This window comes from Polaromonas sp. (assembly GCF_041689105.1).
Lineage (GTDB): Bacteria > Pseudomonadota > Gammaproteobacteria > Burkholderiales > Burkholderiaceae_C > Polaromonas.
In genome coordinates, this window is the sequence record NZ_JBDNGU010000020.1 from 1 (window position 1) to 16,495 (window position 16,495).

Annotated in this window: 19 protein-coding genes; 9 read left to right on the forward strand and 10 right to left on the reverse strand. The window is 61.5% G+C overall.

Annotated features, from left to right (window positions below; all coding sequences use genetic code 11):
* Positions 1-109, forward strand: a 109-nt coding sequence (locus ACESMT_RS01695) for a transposase (RefSeq protein ID WP_372824689.1), incomplete at its 5' end; no start/stop codon positions are given.
* A gap of 138 nt (positions 110-247) precedes the next feature.
* On the forward strand, positions 248-412 hold the full coding sequence (locus ACESMT_RS01700; RefSeq protein ID WP_372824627.1) for a hypothetical protein: 165 nt from the start codon (positions 248-250) through the stop codon (positions 410-412).
* 51 nt (positions 413-463) lie between these two features.
* Here ACESMT_RS01700 and ACESMT_RS01705 read toward each other — a convergent pair whose 3' ends face one another.
* From ACESMT_RS01705 to ACESMT_RS01740, 8 genes are all read right to left on the reverse strand, one after another.
* Positions 464-955, reverse strand: coding sequence for a cupin domain-containing protein (locus tag ACESMT_RS01705; protein WP_372824629.1), 492 nt, complete (start codon positions 953-955; stop codon positions 464-466).
* A gap of 9 nt (positions 956-964) precedes the next feature.
* Complete coding sequence (locus ACESMT_RS01710) at positions 965-2,014, reverse strand: SDR family oxidoreductase (RefSeq protein ID WP_372824631.1); 1,050 nt, start codon at positions 2,012-2,014, stop codon at positions 965-967.
* Between the two features lie 57 nt (positions 2,015-2,071).
* The gene (locus ACESMT_RS01715; RefSeq protein ID WP_372824633.1) at positions 2,072-3,436 is read right to left on the reverse strand and encodes an amidase; all 1,365 of its coding nucleotides are present in this window, start codon (positions 3,434-3,436) and stop codon (positions 2,072-2,074) included.
* A gap of 27 nt (positions 3,437-3,463) precedes the next feature.
* Positions 3,464-4,768, reverse strand: a complete 1,305-nt coding sequence (locus ACESMT_RS01720) for a TRAP transporter large permease (RefSeq protein WP_372824635.1) — start codon at positions 4,766-4,768, stop codon at positions 3,464-3,466.
* Positions 4,768-5,271, reverse strand: a complete 504-nt coding sequence (locus ACESMT_RS01725; protein ID WP_372824637.1) for a TRAP transporter small permease — start codon at positions 5,269-5,271, stop codon at positions 4,768-4,770. The genes ACESMT_RS01720 and ACESMT_RS01725 overlap by 1 nt, the downstream gene beginning before the upstream one ends.
* 6 nt (positions 5,272-5,277) lie before the next feature.
* On the reverse strand, positions 5,278-6,255 hold the full coding sequence (locus tag ACESMT_RS01730; RefSeq protein WP_372824639.1) for a TRAP transporter substrate-binding protein: 978 nt from the start codon (positions 6,253-6,255) through the stop codon (positions 5,278-5,280).
* Between the two features lie 16 nt (positions 6,256-6,271).
* The gene (locus ACESMT_RS01735; protein ID WP_372824641.1) at positions 6,272-6,919 is read right to left on the reverse strand and encodes a hypothetical protein; all 648 of its coding nucleotides are present in this window, start codon (positions 6,917-6,919) and stop codon (positions 6,272-6,274) included.
* Positions 6,920-7,058: 139 nt separating this feature from the next.
* Positions 7,059-8,024 (reverse strand): LysR family transcriptional regulator, encoded by a 966-nt coding sequence (locus ACESMT_RS01740; protein ID WP_372824643.1) that lies wholly within the window; start codon positions 8,022-8,024, stop codon positions 7,059-7,061.
* A gap of 203 nt (positions 8,025-8,227) precedes the next feature.
* Here ACESMT_RS01740 and ACESMT_RS01745 point away from each other — a divergent pair, with 203 nt between their 5' ends.
* Complete coding sequence (locus tag ACESMT_RS01745; protein WP_372824645.1) at positions 8,228-9,124, forward strand: alpha/beta fold hydrolase; 897 nt, start codon at positions 8,228-8,230, stop codon at positions 9,122-9,124.
* 8 nt (positions 9,125-9,132) lie between these two features.
* Here the strand turns inward: ACESMT_RS01745 and ACESMT_RS01750 are convergent, their stop codons facing one another.
* Positions 9,133-10,299 carry a mandelate racemase/muconate lactonizing enzyme family protein gene (locus ACESMT_RS01750; protein ID WP_372824647.1) on the reverse strand — a complete coding sequence of 389 codons (1,167 nt, stop codon included), beginning with the start codon at positions 10,297-10,299 and terminating at the stop codon, positions 9,133-9,135.
* A gap of 145 nt (positions 10,300-10,444) precedes the next feature.
* Here ACESMT_RS01750 and ACESMT_RS01755 point away from each other — a divergent pair, with 145 nt between their 5' ends.
* On the forward strand, positions 10,445-10,864 hold the full coding sequence (locus ACESMT_RS01755; protein ID WP_372824649.1) for an acyl-CoA thioesterase: 420 nt from the start codon (positions 10,445-10,447) through the stop codon (positions 10,862-10,864).
* Positions 10,865-10,885: 21 nt separating this feature from the next.
* Here the strand turns inward: ACESMT_RS01755 and ACESMT_RS01760 are convergent, their stop codons facing one another.
* Positions 10,886-11,647 (reverse strand): IclR family transcriptional regulator C-terminal domain-containing protein, encoded by a 762-nt coding sequence (locus ACESMT_RS01760; protein ID WP_372824651.1) that lies wholly within the window; start codon positions 11,645-11,647, stop codon positions 10,886-10,888.
* Between the two features lie 121 nt (positions 11,648-11,768).
* On the opposite strand from ACESMT_RS01760, the gene ACESMT_RS01765 reads away from it, so the two are divergent.
* Genes ACESMT_RS01765 through ACESMT_RS01785 form a run of 5 tightly spaced genes read left to right on the forward strand, consistent with a single transcriptional unit; the run spans position 11,769 to position 16,453 of the window.
* On the forward strand, positions 11,769-12,737 hold the full coding sequence (locus tag ACESMT_RS01765) for a Bug family tripartite tricarboxylate transporter substrate binding protein (protein ID WP_372824653.1): 969 nt from the start codon (positions 11,769-11,771) through the stop codon (positions 12,735-12,737).
* A 5-nt stretch (positions 12,738-12,742) separates the two neighbouring features.
* A complete protein-coding gene (locus ACESMT_RS01770; protein WP_372824655.1) occupies positions 12,743-13,975 on the forward strand; it encodes an aromatic ring-hydroxylating dioxygenase subunit alpha in 1,233 nt (410 codons plus the stop codon).
* A 29-nt stretch (positions 13,976-14,004) separates the two neighbouring features.
* Positions 14,005-14,469, forward strand: coding sequence for a nuclear transport factor 2 family protein (locus tag ACESMT_RS01775; RefSeq protein ID WP_372824657.1), 465 nt, complete (start codon positions 14,005-14,007; stop codon positions 14,467-14,469).
* On the forward strand, positions 14,466-15,425 hold the full coding sequence (locus tag ACESMT_RS01780; protein WP_372824659.1) for a PdxA family protein: 960 nt from the start codon (positions 14,466-14,468) through the stop codon (positions 15,423-15,425). The genes ACESMT_RS01775 and ACESMT_RS01780 overlap by 4 nt, the downstream gene beginning before the upstream one ends.
* An 11-nt stretch (positions 15,426-15,436) precedes the next feature.
* The gene (locus ACESMT_RS01785) at positions 15,437-16,453 is read left to right on the forward strand and encodes an FAD-binding oxidoreductase (RefSeq protein ID WP_372824661.1); all 1,017 of its coding nucleotides are present in this window, start codon (positions 15,437-15,439) and stop codon (positions 16,451-16,453) included.
* The last annotated feature ends 42 nt before the right edge of the window (positions 16,454-16,495 follow it).

The window sequence follows — 16,495 nt, forward strand, 5'->3', positions numbered from 1 at the left end:
CAGCGCCATCCAGCTCATCAAGGCCAATGCCCGTGGGTTTCGCAGCTTCACCAACTACCGGGCAAGAATTCTGTTTCATTGCGGTAAGTTGGATTTGGGTTGGGCGTGAGGAAAAATTCACAGTGAAATTAACGAAGAGCCTGAAAAAGAATTGAACCCGTCGCATCGCCTGGTGATTCGCCTTTGGTCAACGCCCTACCAGGTCGGGGAGTCAAACGATTTACCTGCGCCGCTGTGGATCGGGATGGTGACTCTTGAACGCCTGGCGCATCCGGCCGGCATGGTGACGCTGGCGCTGACGGATCAGGAGTTTGATGCGCCGGCAGCGCAACTTGCGCGATCTCTGCAGACCCAAGGCATGCGCCTTGACATCAAGCGTGGGGATGCGGCGGATGTGCTGTTGGCGAGGTGAGGCGGAGCCTGTGTCGTCCGGGTCCTGGCATCGCGGATTGATCCGGGCCGGTCACTCGCGATACTGATCCTGCACCTCGCGCGCGGAATGGAAGACCGCGAGCACGCAATCCCCGGGGCCGGGTGCGCTCGACTTGTGCCACATGCCTTGTGGCACGAAATGCCAGCGATTCTCGAGCACGGCAGCCGAGCCGTCTCCGTAGCGATCAATGCGCCATCCATCGGCGGTCTCGGTATGCGTCTCGATCGTACCGTCGAGCACGAGCAGCACCTGGGTGCTGTTGGGATGGCGCTCGAGCGCCGCGTCCCGGCCTGCGCGGCTGATAGCAACGCGGATCGTGCCGATAGCAGGTGGCACCGTCACACCGAGGCTGGTCGGATCGACCGCCACGAAAGTGGCGTGCAGGGTTGGCTCGCGCTGCAGCCTGCTCACGGCTACGGCTTGGGCCCGCCGCAGCGCTGCCAGCACGCTCGTCTGCATGGCGAAGCTGATTATTGGTTCGATGACGTGCCGTGCATGCGGCGTAAGGCTTTGATTGCCCACGGTAGGCCTTTACGGAATAAAGCGCTGTCGGCGGAAGCTGTCGAAGATCCGGATGAACATGTCTTCGGAGTCGACGAACTCCTCGAAGCCGTACTTCCGGGCCTTGGTGTTGTCCAACATGATGTCCCAGGTCGGGGCAAATGCGTAATTGGCGAAGGCCCAGCTGGCAGCTTCTGAAAAAGGCGTGGGCAGCAGGTTGTGCTCGCTCACGATTTCGTTCCAGAGGTCTTCCTTGTCGGCCATCATGGCCTCCAGGTCGATCTGCTGCACGCCGCCAGCTTCCATGCCGAAGTACTCGGCAATGCGTGGCCACAGATATTGCCAGCGAAAGTGATCGCCGTTGACCATGTTGAAAGCTTCGTTGGCAGCGCTGGGTGTGGTGGCCGCCCACAGCATGCCCTTGTTGAGCAGCTCGACGTCGCTGGCGCAGTGCACCGCCCGGTAGGCCGCTTCCGGGCCGGGAAACTTCAGCGGCAAGCCCAGTTTTTTGCACAGCGTCGCATACACCGCAATGGGCTTGGGCAGGTTGATGTCGGTGCGGGCATAACCGCACACGATGTGCGGGCGCATCAGCGAATACGTCCAGCGCTTGCCGTTGGCAAGCTCCTTTAAAAAGTCTTCTTGCGTGTAGTAAAAGTTGGGCGGGAAGTGGCGGGCATCGCTTTCTTTGGCCGGCGTCTTGAACGGCCCGAGGTGGCGGCCGTAGTACTTGGAGCCTTGCAGCAAGCACACGTGCTGCAATCGGGTCGCCGCTGCCTCGATGGCCGGCATCGCATTTTTAAAGAGGTCGGTGTCACGCCCAGCTTTATCGACCCAGCGTGTGCCCGTGGCATGACCGGTCCAGAAAATATGGCTTGTTTCAGTGAGCTGGCCGAGTTGCTTCTCGCAATCGACCGGATCGCTCATGTCGCACACGAGGTGGCGCGCACGAGTTTCGAATTCTGGCGCGCGGCGTGAGACGATGGTTACATCCCAACCTCCAACCTGGTCCAGCAGTTGTGCCATGTTGGCGCCCACCATACCCGTGCCGCCGAGGATGACGGCTGTTTTATCTGACATTGCTTGTCTCCTTGAATACTGAAGGAATGGCGCCGTTACGGCCTGGTCGCCAGGCGCTCAGTCTTGCCAGGCGAGTGCGGCTTCTACGGCGGCGCCCAGACTGAGCAGCTGCGCATCTTGGCCGTGCCTGCTCGCCAGCGTGATGCCGACCGGCGCTTCCCCCGGCCGGTGACAAGGCAGGCTCAAGGCGCAACCATCGAGAAAGTTGATTAGCGTCGGATTGCGCAGCATGAGCAGGTTGGTGCTGCCGTAAAGCGCATCGTTTTCTTGCAGCGAAGCGATGGTCGGCGCCACCACCGGCACTGTTGGCATAAGGAAGGTATCGCAATTGGCATCGACCAGACGCTTTTGTACGCTGGCGATCCAGCGGCGGCGTTCGGCCAGGAGCGCGATGTAGTCGGCCGCTGAAATGGCCTGACCGCGCCGGATGCGAACCGCAACCCGGGGGTCGTAATCGGCCTCGCGCGAGGCCAACGCATCGGCGTGCCAGGCCCAGGCCTCGGCCGCGATGAAGCCGCCCATGCGGTTGATATGACCGAGCTCTGCGAACTCCGGCACATCGATGTCGATCAGACGCGCGCCCGCGGCCGAGAGCACGCTGCAGGCGGCTTCGAACGCGGCCGAAACGGTTGCGTCGATCCCTTCGAAAACCAGGGTTTTCGGCAGGGCGATGCGCCGGTCAGCCAACGGCGTGGGGCTGGAAATGGCCAGCTGCGAAGCCGACAGGACCGCATCGAGCAGCGCGCAGCAAGCCACGCTTCTTGCCAGTGGGCCGATAGAGTCGAGCGTTGGCGACAAAGGCAGCACGCCATCCATCGGCACGCGATTGGCCGTTGGCTTGAAGCCCGTGAGGCCGCACAAGGCCGACGGAATGCGGACCGAGCCGCCGGTGTCGGTCCCAATCGCGGCCGCAGCCATGCCGTCAGTCACTGAAATGGCAGCGCCTGAAGATGACCCGCCCGGAATGCGGCCCGTTGCCCGATCCCACGGATTACGCGGCGTGCCGTAATGCGGGTTAAGCCCCAAACCAGAGTAAGCGAATTCGGTAAGGTTGGTGCGCCCGATGATCACGGCGCCAGCGGCGCGCAGGCGCTGCACGACCACGCTGTCGCTGGCGGCGCGCGCGGCATCCTGGCGCACGCGCGAGCCGCCACGGGTGGTCTGGCCGGCTTCGTCGAACAGATCCTTGATGGAGATCGGAATCCCGGCCAGGGGTGGCAACGGCACACCTGCGGCGCGCAGGCCGTCTATTGCATCGGCACTGGCACGCGCCGTGTCGGCGTGGAGGGCCAAAAACGCAGGCGCTCCCTCACTGGAATGCATGGCGGCGTCAAGCGCCTGCTCAGTCAGGTCGCGGCTGCTGGTGCGGCCGCCGGCGAGTTCGCGCTGCCATTGGCTCAGGGTGTTTGAAGGCAAGGTCATCGATCGATCTCGGTAAAAAGCAGGCGATCAGCGGGCCACCATGGCTTGCGGCAGGCTCAGCACAATTTGCGGAAACATCGTGATCAAAATGGTCGCCACGACCATCAGCAAAAAGAAGGGGAAACTCGCCTTGGCCACGGCGAAGATGTCTTTGCCTGTGAGGTTTTGCACCACGAACAGGTTAAAGCCCACTGGCGGAGTGATCTGCGCCATCTCGACCACCAGCACCACGAAGATACCGAACCACAGCAGATCGATACCCGCCGCCTGCACTGCGGGCAGGATCACCGACGTAGTCAGCAAGATGATTGAAATGCCATCAAGAAAGCAGCCAAGCACGATGAAGAAGACCGTCAGTGCTGCCAGCAAAGCCCAAGCCGGCAATTTTTCTGCAGCGATCCAGTTGGCCAGCTCAGCGGGCAAGCCAGTGAAGCTCATGGCCGATGTCAGGTAAGCGGCGCCGAGCAAAATGAAAAAGATCATGGTGGACGTACGCACTGCGCCGAGCAGGCTGGCCATGATGCTGGCCTTGTTCAGCATGCCCGAAAACCCTGCCACCAGCAATGCGCCCACCACGCCCAAGGCGGCCGCTTCGGTCGCCGTGGCATAGCCGGCGTAGATCGAGCCAATCACCCCGACGATCAGCAGGATCACCGGGATCAGCCGACGCGTGGAATAGACCTTGGCCGCAAAGCGCATGGCCAAACCCGCCGCAGGAATTTTATCCTTGTTGAGCAGTGACCAGATCATCACGTAGCCGGAGAAGAGCGAGACCAGCAGCAAGCCAGGCAGCACGCCGGCAATGAACAGCCGCGCCACCGAAATCTGCGCAGCCACACCGTAGACGATCATGATGATGGACGGCGGGATCAACAGACCGAGGGTGCCCGACCCGGCGAGCGACCCAATTGAAATACTTTCCGGATAGCCACGCGCCTTGAGTTCAGGCAGTGAAATGCGCCCGATGGTGGCAGCCGTGGCCGCCGATGAACCGCTCACCGCAGCAAAGATGCCGCAGCCAAACACATTGACGTGCAGCAAGCGGCCCGGCAGACGCTCGACCCACGGAGCCAAGCCAGCGAACATGTCGTCAGAAAGCTTGGTGCGAAACAGGATCTCGCCCATCCAGATAAAGAGCGGCAGGGCCGTCATGGTCCAGCTGGCACTTGACGCCCAGGCGGTCGTCGCAAGGATCGAACCACCGGGCGCATCGGCAAACACCTGCATACCAATGATGCCCACGGCGATCAGCGCAGGCGCAACCCAAACCCCCAACCCCAGCAGTAAAAACAGTGCTCCGGTCAGCACCACAGCGACCCATGCTAGATCCATTACTCTGTCCTTTCCTCGCTATCGCCAACTTCGAACACCTGACCGCGGAGCACGCGCACGAGGCGTTCCGCAAAAGCTGCCGCCAACAAAATGGAACCAAACACCATGGGCATCTGCGGAATCCACATCGGCACGGGAACCAGGCCTTGCGAGACCTCCTTGAACTGATAGCTCTCCAGCACGAAAGCAGTGCAGTACCAGGCCAGGTAGGCAGCCAGCAAGACGCCAATCACGCTGGCAATCACCTCCATGGTGTGGTGCAGCGCCTCGGGCACGAAGCGCGAAACCACCGACACCCGGATGTGCGAGCCGCAATAAAGCGCATAGGGCAGGCCGAAAAAGCCCGCAGCGGCCATCGACCAAGCTGCGAACTCCTCGGCATCACGAACGGTCGAGCCCATGTTCCTGGCGACGATCTGCGCCACAATCATGGCGCAGATCAGAATCAGGCTAGCTGCAGAGAGCAGGCCCGACGCCCGGTACAACCAGTGCAAGACCTTCATTGGCGCTTAACGCTTGGCCTGATCGATCACAGCTTTGCCGTCAGTACCGGCCTTCTTGACCCAGTCTTCGGCCATGGTCGCACCGATCTTGCCCAGTTCCGACTCGATCGCTGGCGGCGTCTTGCCCACCACCATGCCATTTTTTGCCAGCGTCTGCGTCAGCTCGCTAGTTTGAGCACGCGCCATGTCCCAACCTTTTTTCTCGGCACGGGCGGCCGCTTCCATCACCGCCTTTTGCGATGCTGGGGGCAGGCGCTCAAAAGCGCGCGCGTTGACCATGGTCACGTTCTTGGGAATGAAGGCCTGCACGTCGTAGTAATACTTCGAGAAGTCCCAGGCCTGCGCGTCCACGCCGGTAGCCGGCGAGGTAATCATGGCTTCGATCAGGCCAGTGCCGAAAGCTTGCGGCACGTCGCCGGAATTAACGGTGGTCGGCGACGCACCCATCAGCTCGACAAGGCGCGAGGTAGCTGCGTTGTAGGCGCGAAACTTCATGCCCTTGAACTGCGACATTTGGGTGACTGGCACTTTGGTGTAGATGCCCTGCGGTGGCCATGGCACGCTGTAAAGCAGCTTGATGCCCTGCTTTTGCAGGCGCGCCTCGATGCCGGGGCGGCTGGCTTGCCAGAGCTTCCAGGCGCTGTCGAAGTCGCGGGCCAGCAGGGGCACGGCGTCAACTTCGAAGAGTGGGTCTTCGTTTCCCAGCACGGAAATCAGCACGTCGCCCACCTGCACTTGGCCGGTTTGCACGGCGCGCTTGAGGTCGGGTCGCTTAAAAAGTACCGAGTTCGAATGGGTTTTGATTTCGAGCTCACCAGCGGTGGCCTTGGCGACGTCAGCTGCGAAATCGCGACCAACTGCGGATATGTAGTTACCGTCGGGCTGCTCAAGTGACATGTTCCAGCGTTCTACCGCATGTGCCGAAGACAAACTCAGGCAAGTAGCGGCCAGGACGGACAAAAGGTGGCGGCGATTCAGCGTCATGTAATTCTCCAAAAAATCAAGAAGCCAGCCGCCAAAGCGACTGGAACGTATAGACCTCACCCGATGGCAACCCCAGGGATTCGGTTAAGGTCTGTGCATTTTGGCGTGCCGCATCAGCGCGCGTCGACTCCACCATCACAATAGCATCAGATGGCGCGGCCACAGCATCGGCTGTGACTGGAGTAGACAAACCGGCATCGGTTTGCAACAGCGTGGCACTGATGACATGGTCTTGCATTGTCAGGCTGCTCAACATCTGACGCAATTTGGCCATAACGCCGGTTTCAGCCAGCTTGTGCTCGGGAACCACGAACAGGGCAAGCAAGCCGCCCTCTCCTTGGCCGGCCTCAACGGTCAACTGACCGACGCGCCGCTGCGTGCCCCGCATGCGCTTGAAATTCTCAAGCGACCAGGGAGTCTGGTTCGCGAACGCCTTTAAATACGATGCGGACTGAAATACATCCAGGCTGTCGGTGTAATACAGCGCCAGGTAGGGCCGCGGGCATGCGCCGATTGCACCAAAACGGCGCGCGCTCTGAAAACCCGGGATCGCCACACGCTCCTGCATGTGTTCGCGGTCGTACCATCGGTTGAAATCCAGGTCATGCGCAGGGTCGATGTCGGTCCAGATACAGAGCAGGCCACGTGTCTTATCAGTTTTCATGTTGGATCAGAAAGTCGAGAGTCATATTGACAGTATCAATAGTCTCCCCGGCCATGTTTTTTTTGTCCAACAAGTAATATTGACCACAAGCCATCAATTTAACTTGTGGCTTATGCGTGAAAAAGTAGGATTGACGCGTTCAGTCGGGACGCGTAGCAATCGTCCAGGGATCGGCCGCTACGTCAGATGTGGGCATACGCGCGACGTCACCATCCAGGCCCCGGGCGAATTCCTGCGCGGTTTGTTGCGCTGCTACGGCAATCTGCTGAAATAGTGGAGTCTCCGGCCCCGATCGGTAGGAGCATACGAGCGACATATTCGGCATTTCGGTGTCAATTTTCAGCAACTGCACGTCACCGTTGGCCAGTTCACGCTGGATGATCGCTGGCGGAATCATGGCCAAGCCAAAGCCATCCGCCACCAATCGAGCCATGGCCGAGACGGAGGTCATGCAGTTTATGTGGACCTGTTTGCCGACAGAGCCGTCGAACAAGCGTTCGAGAAATCTGTGTGGGCCTGAATTGCGCGAGAAGCTCAGAATAGGGAACGTGGCGATGTCGGACAACGTCAGCACATCACCATGAAGGTTAAGGCCTGTCGCACCTACCCAGCGCATCGGAAAGTCGCAAAGCGGCATATTTTGAACATCAGCACCCAGCACAGCATCAGTCTGCAAGATCAAGTCAAGATTGCCCTTGGAGAACTGCTCGATCAGACGAATGGTTGTGTCACCGGCCAACTCCACTTCCAGTTGAGGATAGGTACGATGAATGCGTGCCATCAGCTCTGGAAACCAGGAATGAATGATGGACTCGATCACGCCGATGCGCACCACGCCGGTATAAAGCGCTCGATCTTTCATGCTCTCAAGCATGTCGTGCATCGTTCGCACGAGACGATCGGCGTAGACCAGCGCCTTGCTGCCCTCCAGCGTCAGCGTGACCTCACGGTCACCACGATCAAATAAACGAACGCCAAGCTCCTGCTCGAGGGTCGCAATGCGGCTGGAAACGGCTGCCTGTGTTGTGTGAATTTTTTCTGCGGTCAATCGGAAATTGCGAAGCTTTGCAAGCCAAACGAACGTTTCCAAAAAGCGCAGATTCATTCTTTCAGTTTAACGCAGGGCTCAAAGCTGCAGCCTTGTTGTTCAGACGAGAACGCAATAGTGATGCTAACTTTGGCAAATTTGCGAAGATGCGAAGAAGTCCGGAATAGCCACGCTACCGATACTTGACAGCTGCAGAAGATGGCCATCTGCGAGGTTCTATTTGATGGGCGCGGGGGCGCTCCCGTAAGATGGCAATCACCATGCAGCCCCTCAAACACACCCGCGCAGGCGTACTCGACATCACCTGGCTCAACGCAGGCCCCGCCGATGGCCCGCCGGTGTTCCTGATGCACGGCTTCCCCTACGACATCCACACCTACGCCGAAGTCGCGCCGATGCTTGCCGATGCAGGCTGCCGGGTCATCGTCCCCTATCTGCGCGGCTTCGGCCCCACGCGTTTTTTGAGCGACGACACACCCCGCTCTGGCGAGCAGGCCGCCCTGGGCGCCGACCTGCTGGCGCTGATGGATGCACTGAAGATCGAACGTGCGGTGCTGGCCGGTTATGACTGGGGCGGCCGCGCAGCCTGTGTGGTGGCGGCCTTGTGGCCCGAGCGCTGCGCGGGGCTGGTCTCTTTCAACAGCTACAACATCCAGAACATCGCCAGAGCCATGGAGCCGGACACCCCGGCCAACGAGCACAGCCTGTGGTACCAGTACTACTTTCACAGCGAGCGCGGCCGCGCGGGCTTGAGCAAAGACCGGCGTGCCCTGATACGCCTGCTGTGGAAGCTGTGGTCACCAACCTGGGCCTTTGACGACGCCACCTTTGAGCGCAGCGCCGCAGCCTTTGACAACACGGATTTTGTCGACGTGGTGATCCAGTCTTACCGGCACCGCTTCGACCTGGCGCCGGGCGACCCGGCCTATGCCGAGATTGAACGGCGTCTGGCGACGCAACCGGCCATCACGGTGCCGACCATCACCTTTGACGGTGCCGACGACGGCGTGCGGCCGCCCGCCCCTGCCGCCGCGCATGCCCACCGTTTTACCGGCCCGCGCTCACACCGCGTGGTGCCGGGCGTGGGCCACAACATGCCGCAGGAGGTGCCGCGTGTGTTTGCCGACGCGGTGCTGGAGCTGGTGCTGCGCCGATAGAGGTCGACTCAGGAAGCCAGCGCCTTCATCTCGGCATACAAATCCGCCTTGCCTTCAAACCCGATACCCGGCAGCTCGGGCAGCGTGACATAACTGTCCACGACCTTCACGCCATCCGGAAAGCCGCCATAAGGCTGGAACAGGTCGGGGTAAGACTCGTTGCCGCCCAGGCCCAGGCCGGCGGCAATCGCCAGCGACATCTGGTGGCCGCCGTGCGGGATGCAGCGGGTGGGCGACCAGCCGTGCTCTTTGAGCATGTCGAGCGTGCGCAGGTATTCGACCAGGCCATAACTGAGCGCGCAGTCGAACTGCAGCCAGTCGCGGTCTGGCCGCATGCCGCCGTAACGGATCAGGTTGCGCGCGTCCTGCATCGAGAACAGGTTCTCGCCCGTGGCCATGGGCTTGTCGTAATGCCTGGCCAGCTCAGCCTGCAGCGCGTAGTCCAGTGGGTCGCCGGCTTCTTCGTACCAGAACAGGTCGTAGGGCGACATCGCCCTGGCGTAGGCAATCGCGGTCTTGATATCGAAGCGGCCATTGGCGTCCACGCACAGGCGCTGACCCGGCGCCAGCATGCCCAGCACGGCTTCGATGCGCCGGCAGTCGTCGGCCAGCGACGCGCCGCCTATCTTCATCTTCACCACCGCATAACCGCAGTCAATGTAGCTGCGCATCTCGGCCATGAGTTTGGCGTCGTCCTTGCCCGGGTAGTAATAACCGCCGGCGGCGTAGACGAAGACCTTGCGGTTCGGCGTGCCATTGCCATAACGCTCGGCCAGCAGCTGGTACAGCGGCTTGTCGGCTATCTTGGCCACGGCGTCCCACACGGCCATGTCGATGGTGCCGACAGCGACCGAACGCTCGCCGTGCCCGCCCGGCTTCTCGTTGGTCATCATCGCGGCCCAGACTTTGTGCGCGTCGAGGTTGTTGCCGCTGTCGTCAAGCAGGCTGGCGGGCGCAGCTTCGCGGATGCGTGGCGCAAACCGTTCGCGGATCAGCCCGCCCTGGCCGTAACGGCCGTTGGAGTTGAAACCGTAGCCGATGACCGGCTTGCCGCCCTTCACCACATCGGTGACCACCGCCACCAGGCTCAGCGTCATTTTCGAGAAGTCGATATAGGCGTTGCGGATGTCGGATTTGATGGGCTGGGTGACTTCGCGGATGTCGATGATTTTCATGGGGCCTGTTGTGGAGGGGTTACTGCGCTTTCCTGTCTGCATGCTACCGTACGCGACTGCTCGATCTGGCCAGGTCAATGTGCAGGCGCACGCGCTGGTCCCGTTGAAAAGTCAGAAAAATGAGACCTCACGACATAATGAAACCATGAGCAAACAGATAACCCACACGGTGCGTGTTGAATTCGGCGACTGTGACCCGGCGCGCATTGTGTGGTTTCCCAATTTTTTCCGCTGGATAGATGCCGCGTCACGAAACTTCTTCGTGCAGTGCGGCGTCCCGTCCTGGCAGGAAACCGAGCAAACCATGGGCGTCATCGGCACGCCGCTGGTAGACACCCACTCGCGTTTTCTGCGGACCGCCACCTACGGGGACGTGCTGGACCTCCAGGTGACCATCCCTGAATGGCGCGAAAAACGTTTTGTGCAGCGTTACCGCATCGTGCGCGGCGCCGAGGTCATCATGGAATGTGACGAGGTGCGCATCTTCGCTGGTCGCCGCAACGATAACCCGGAGGCCATACGCGCCCTGCCGATTCCGCCTGAAATTCGCAGTCTCTGCGAATAAGCCAGCCTCGACCACTACCGGCTAGAGCCCGAACAGGCGGCTGCTCAGCGCCGTCGTGGCCCGTTGCAAGGCCGACAGAAAGGCTTCCCGAAATTCGGCCAGGGTCATGCGTTCTGCGCGCACAGCGATGCTCATCGCTCCAACGAAACGGCCGGTCTGGTCCCTCACCGGAACAGCCATCGAGCGCACGCCGATTTCCAGCTCACCATCGTTGCTCGCATAGCCATCGGAGCGGCAGCGCGCCACCAGTTGCAAAATTTGCGCAGCATCGACGATCGTGCTCGCTGTCAGCCGCGGCCGCGCCATGCCGTGGATACGACGCGCGGATTCGGCCGGCGTCATGCTGGCGAGCAGGACCCGCCCCATTGCCGAACAATAAACCGGTAGCCGTGAACCTATGCCCAACCCTGTACTGAGGCTGCGCCGCGCGGTCGAGCGGGCGATGATGATCGCGTCGTCATCGAGCAGGGTTCCTAGCGAGGCTGATTCGCGGGTTTTCTCCGACAAGGCATCTAGCAGGGGCTGCGCCAACGAGGGCGTCGGCCGCGACGCCAAATAGGCATGCGCGACCAGCAGCGAGCGCGGCAACATCCAGAAATATTTGCCGTCACCACCCAGATAGCCGATTTGCTGCAAGGTCAGTAGCGAGCGCCGCGCCGAGGCCGGCGAAACGCCGGTCAAGCTCGCCACTTCGGACAGCGTCAGGCGGCCATGCTGGCGTCCAAAGCAGGTCAGGACCTCCAGACCCTTTTGCAGGGAGGCAACAAAATTTTTGTCGTGCATGTACTGATATCCGTCAAGGTGTCATGCGATTTTTTGCGCATAGCGCAAATATAGCTTGTTCACCCGAAGTCCTGAGGCGCAAACTGAGAGCCACATTGAATAACTCACGGAGACAGACAAAATGAAAAAAATAAACGTTAGGCGTTGGCTCGCCGCATTGCTCGCCGGCGCCTGCCTGTCCGGGGCCAGCCTGGCCCAAACCACCAAGCCGCTCAAACTGGTTGTTCCGTTTCCGGCCGGCGGCACTGCCGATATCCTGCCTCGAATCCTGGCTGAGAAGATGCGCGCGGATTTTCCATCCGGGATGGTGGTCGAAAACCGCGCCGGCGCGGGCGGAAATATTGGTGCCGAACTGGTGTATCGCGCCGATCCAGATGGCAGCACCTTGCTGGTATCGCCGCCCGGACCGATCGCGATCAACCACCACTTGTACAGCAAACTGCCCTTTGATCCGACGCAGTGGGTGCCCATCACGGTTGTCGCAACTGTGCCCAATGTGCTTGCCGTAAGCAATAAGCTGCCGGTCAAAAACCTGGCTGAGTTCATCACCTACCTGAAGGCCAATCCCGGTAAGGTCAGCTATGCATCCCAGGGCAATGGATCGACCTCGCATCTGACGGCCAGCCTGTTCATGCAGCTGACCGGCACCGAGATGATTCACATCCCTTACAAGGGCACGTCGCCTGCACTGGTCGACCTGATAGGCGGCCAGGTCGATGTATTTTTTGACAACCTGAGCTCGTCGGCTCAATACCACAACAGCGGCAAGCTGCGCATCCTGGCGCTGGCTGATGAACAGCGCTCCAAGGCCTTGCCGCAGGTGATCACCTTTGCCGAAGCCAAGCTGCCGGCGATGAATGCGGTGACCTTCTTCGCCGTCGTGGCGCCGCCCGGCACCCCGCCCGGCATCGCGCTAGCGATTCAGAAATCGTTTGCGCAAGCGTTGGCTGCGCCCGACGTCAAGCAGCGCTTCGAGGACCAGGGCGCCGAACCGCGCGGTTGGTCGCCCGAGCAAACCGGTCTCTTCATCAAGGCCGAGTCCGAAAAATGGAACAAGGTCATCAAAAGCGCCAACGTCAAGCTGGAATGAACCCCATGCATGAGCAAACCATCCATTGGAAAAGCGTCGAGCTGACGCGCATTCCCTTTTCGCTCTACAGCGACATCAGCCTGCCCGAGCAGGAGCAGGAACGTATCTTCCGCGGCAACACATGGAACTTCCTGTGCCTGGACGCCGAGCTGCCCGATGAGGGCAGCTACCGCACAACCTTCGCCGGCACCACACCGGTGGTGGTGGTGCGCGATGGCGACGGTGAAATCTATGCCTTCGAAAACCGCTGCGCGCACCGGGGCGCCTTGATCGCCTTGGAAAAGTCGGGCAAGGCCGAAGATTTTCGGTGCGTCTACCACGCTTGGAGTTACAACCGCCAGGGCGATTTGACCGGTGTGGCGTTCGAGAAGGGCGTCAAGGGCCATGGCGGCATGCCGCCAGATTTCCGCAAGGAAGATCACGGCCCGCGCAAGCTGCGCATCGCCGTGTTCTGTGGCCTGGTGTTTGGCAGCTTCTCGGAGGACGTGCCCGGTATCGAGGAGTACCTGGGTGATGAAATCTGCCAGCGTATCGAGCGCGTGATGCATAAGCCGGTAGAGGTCATCGGCCGCTTCACCCAGGCCCTGCCCAACAACTGGAAGCTGTATGTGGAAAACGTCAAGGACAGCTACCACGCCAGCTTGCTGCACCTGTTCTTCACCACCTTCGAGCTGAACCGCCTATCGCAAAAGGGCGGCGTGATAGTGGACGAGTCGGGCGGCCACCATGTGAGCTTCTCGATGATTGACACGTCGGCGGAAAAGGATTCCTCGTATAAGGACCAGGCCCTGCGCTCGGACAACGACCGTTACCGCCTGAAGGACCCCAGCCTGCTGGCCGGCTTTACCGAATATGACGACGGCGTGACGCTGCAGATCCTGTCCGTCTTTCCCGGCTTCGTGCTGCAGCAGATAAAAAACTGCCTGGCCGTGCGCCAGGTGCTGCCCAAAGGCGTGGACCGGACCGAGCTGAACTGGACCTACTTTGGCTACGCCGACGACACGCCCGAGCAACGCAAGGTGCGCCTTAAGCAGTCCAACCTGGTCGGTCCAGCCGGCTTCATCTCGATGGAAGACGGCGCCGTAGGCGGCTTCGTGCAACGCGGCATCGCTGGCGCCAGCGACAAGGAGGCCGTGGTCGAGATGGGCGGCGACCACGCCGGCTCCAGCGAAGGCCGCGCCACCGAAACCTCCGTGCGCGGCTTCTGGAAGGCCTACCGCCACCACATGAGTGCCTGACCCCGCTTCAGAAGAAGAGAACCGTACCAATGATCGATCTGCTGGCGCTATGCGCCTTCAACGCCGCCTATGCCCACACTATCGACAGCGATGCGTTGGAGCAATGGCCCGAGTTCTTTACGTCCGACTGCCATTACCGGATCACCAACGTCGAGAACGAGCAGGAGGGCCTGCCCGCGGGGATCATTTACGCGGATTCGCGCGCCATGCTGGAAGACCGCATCGCCGCCCTGCGCGAGGCCAACATCTACGAACGCCAACGCTACCGCCACCTGATGGGCATTCCCCTGGTGGAGTCCGCCGGCGACACGGCAGCGCAGGCGCGCACGCCCTTCATCGTGGTGCGCATCATGGTGACCGGGCAGACCGAGGTATTCGCCACCGGCGTATACCGCGACCGCTTCGTGAGCCAGGACGGCAAACTGTTGCTGGCCGAGCGTGTGGCGATCTGCGACAGCACCGTGACCGATACCCTGATGGCCCTGCCATTGTGAAGCCCTCCGCGCGGCGTCTGGCGCTGGCGCTGGGCGATCCCAACGGGATCGGCCCTGAAATCACCCTGAAGGCACTGAACGCGCTCAGTGAAGAAGACAGGAAGCGAATCACGGTGTTCGGACCCGCTGCTGTCCTGCAGCGAGCCGCCGCCGTGTCAGGCCTGTCTGCGCTGTTGCCGCAACTGAACCATGTCGAAGCCGGAGCGCTGCCGGACGGCGCGGCCCAGCCTGGGCGCATCGACCCGGCTGCGGGCGCTTCCGCCGTCGATTCAGCCATCGCTGCCCTGCAGGCTTGCCGCGCCGGCGAATTCGACGCCGTCATCGCCGGCCCGCACCACGAAACCGCTATTCATCAGGCTGGCATCCCATTCAGCGGCTACCCGTCTCTGGTCGCGCGTGTGTGTGGGCTTCCCGAGGATGAAGTGTTCCTGATGCTTGTCGGAGGTGGTCTGCGCATCGTGCACGCCACACTGCATGAGAGCGTGCGCATGGCACTGGACCGGCTCTCACCGGACCTCGTGCAGCGCGCGGTGCGTGCGGGGGCACGCGCCTGCGCGTTGCTCGGCGTGGAGAATCCCACCATTGGGGTGTTCGGCATCAACCCGCATGCCTCCGAAGGCACCCTGTTCGGCCCCGAGGATGCGCAGACCGTGGTACCCGCAGTAACCCAGCTGCGCACGGAGGGTTACTGCATCAACGGCCCACACGGTGCAGACATGTTGCTGGCCCAACGCCAGCACGACCTGTACGTTGCTATGCTGCACGACCAGGGCCACATTCCCATCAAGCTACTGGCGCCCAACGCTGCCAGCGCTTTGAGCATAGGCGCGGACGTTCTGTTGTCCAGCGTGGGCCACGGCAGCGCCATGGACATCGCTGGCCGCGGGATCGCCGACCCGACAGCCTTGCTGCGCACCATCGCGCTGCTATCAGGCAGCGTGGTCAGCGAAAAATAGGCAAACTCACCATGAAGCATCGCATCTCCATAGAAGCAGCGGACGCTACCTTCGACTGCGCGCCGGGCCAGAGCCTACTCGACGCGGCCTTGCGCGCTGGCATTGACCTGCCGTATTCCTGCCGCAAGGGTGTTTGTGGCAGTTGCGTCGGCCGCATCGCTGTCGGCGAGGTGATGGGCCTCAACGGTGTGGCAATTCGCAACGAAACCTGCATGCCCGACCAGGTGCTGTACTGCATGTGCACGCCAGCCAGCGATCTGGTGCTCCAGCCCGTATTATGGAGCCGCGTGGATCCATCCGCGCGCAAGACCTTCACGGTCAGGGTTTACAGCAACGAACTTGTCGCGCCCGACGTGTCATTGCTGCGACTGCGGCTGCCTGCAGGCCAGCGCGCAAAGTTCAAGGCGGGTCAGTACCTGCAGATCCTGCTGGATGACGGCAGCACGCGCTCCTACTCCATGGCCAACCCGCCGCAGGAAAGCGATGGCGCGACACTTCACATCCGCCATGTTCCGGGGGGGCGCTTCAGCGCGCAGGTGGCGCAGCTCGCGCCGGGCGACACGCTGCAGGTCGAGCTGCCGTTTGGCAACGTGGCGCTGCGCGAGGATGACACCCGCCCCATCGTTTTCATCGCCGGAGGCACCGGTTTTGCTCCAGTGAAGTCCATCCTCGACGACATGCTCAAACGTCGCGTCAAGCGTCCAGTGACGCTGATCTGGGGAACGCGCGATGCGCGAGGCCTGTACTTGCGCCGGGCAGTAGATCGCTGGCAAAAGCAGTGGCCAGATTTCCGTTTTATCCCCGCGTTCAGCGACCTCCCGGCCCAGGACGTCGTCGAAGCCTTTGCCGGCCGCGTGGATCAGGCGCTGCGCGCGCACTGTCCTGATCTGTCAGGCCACGAGGTTTACTGCTGCGGCTCCCCGCCCATGGTTGCGACCGTCCGCGCCGCCGCAGCCGATAGCGGGCTGGCGTCCCCGGATTTTCACGCGGACGTGTTCGTGCCAGGTCCGTCCGCACAACCGGCCTGAGACGCTGTGCGGCCGGATGCTGGCCATCATGGAATGTGACGA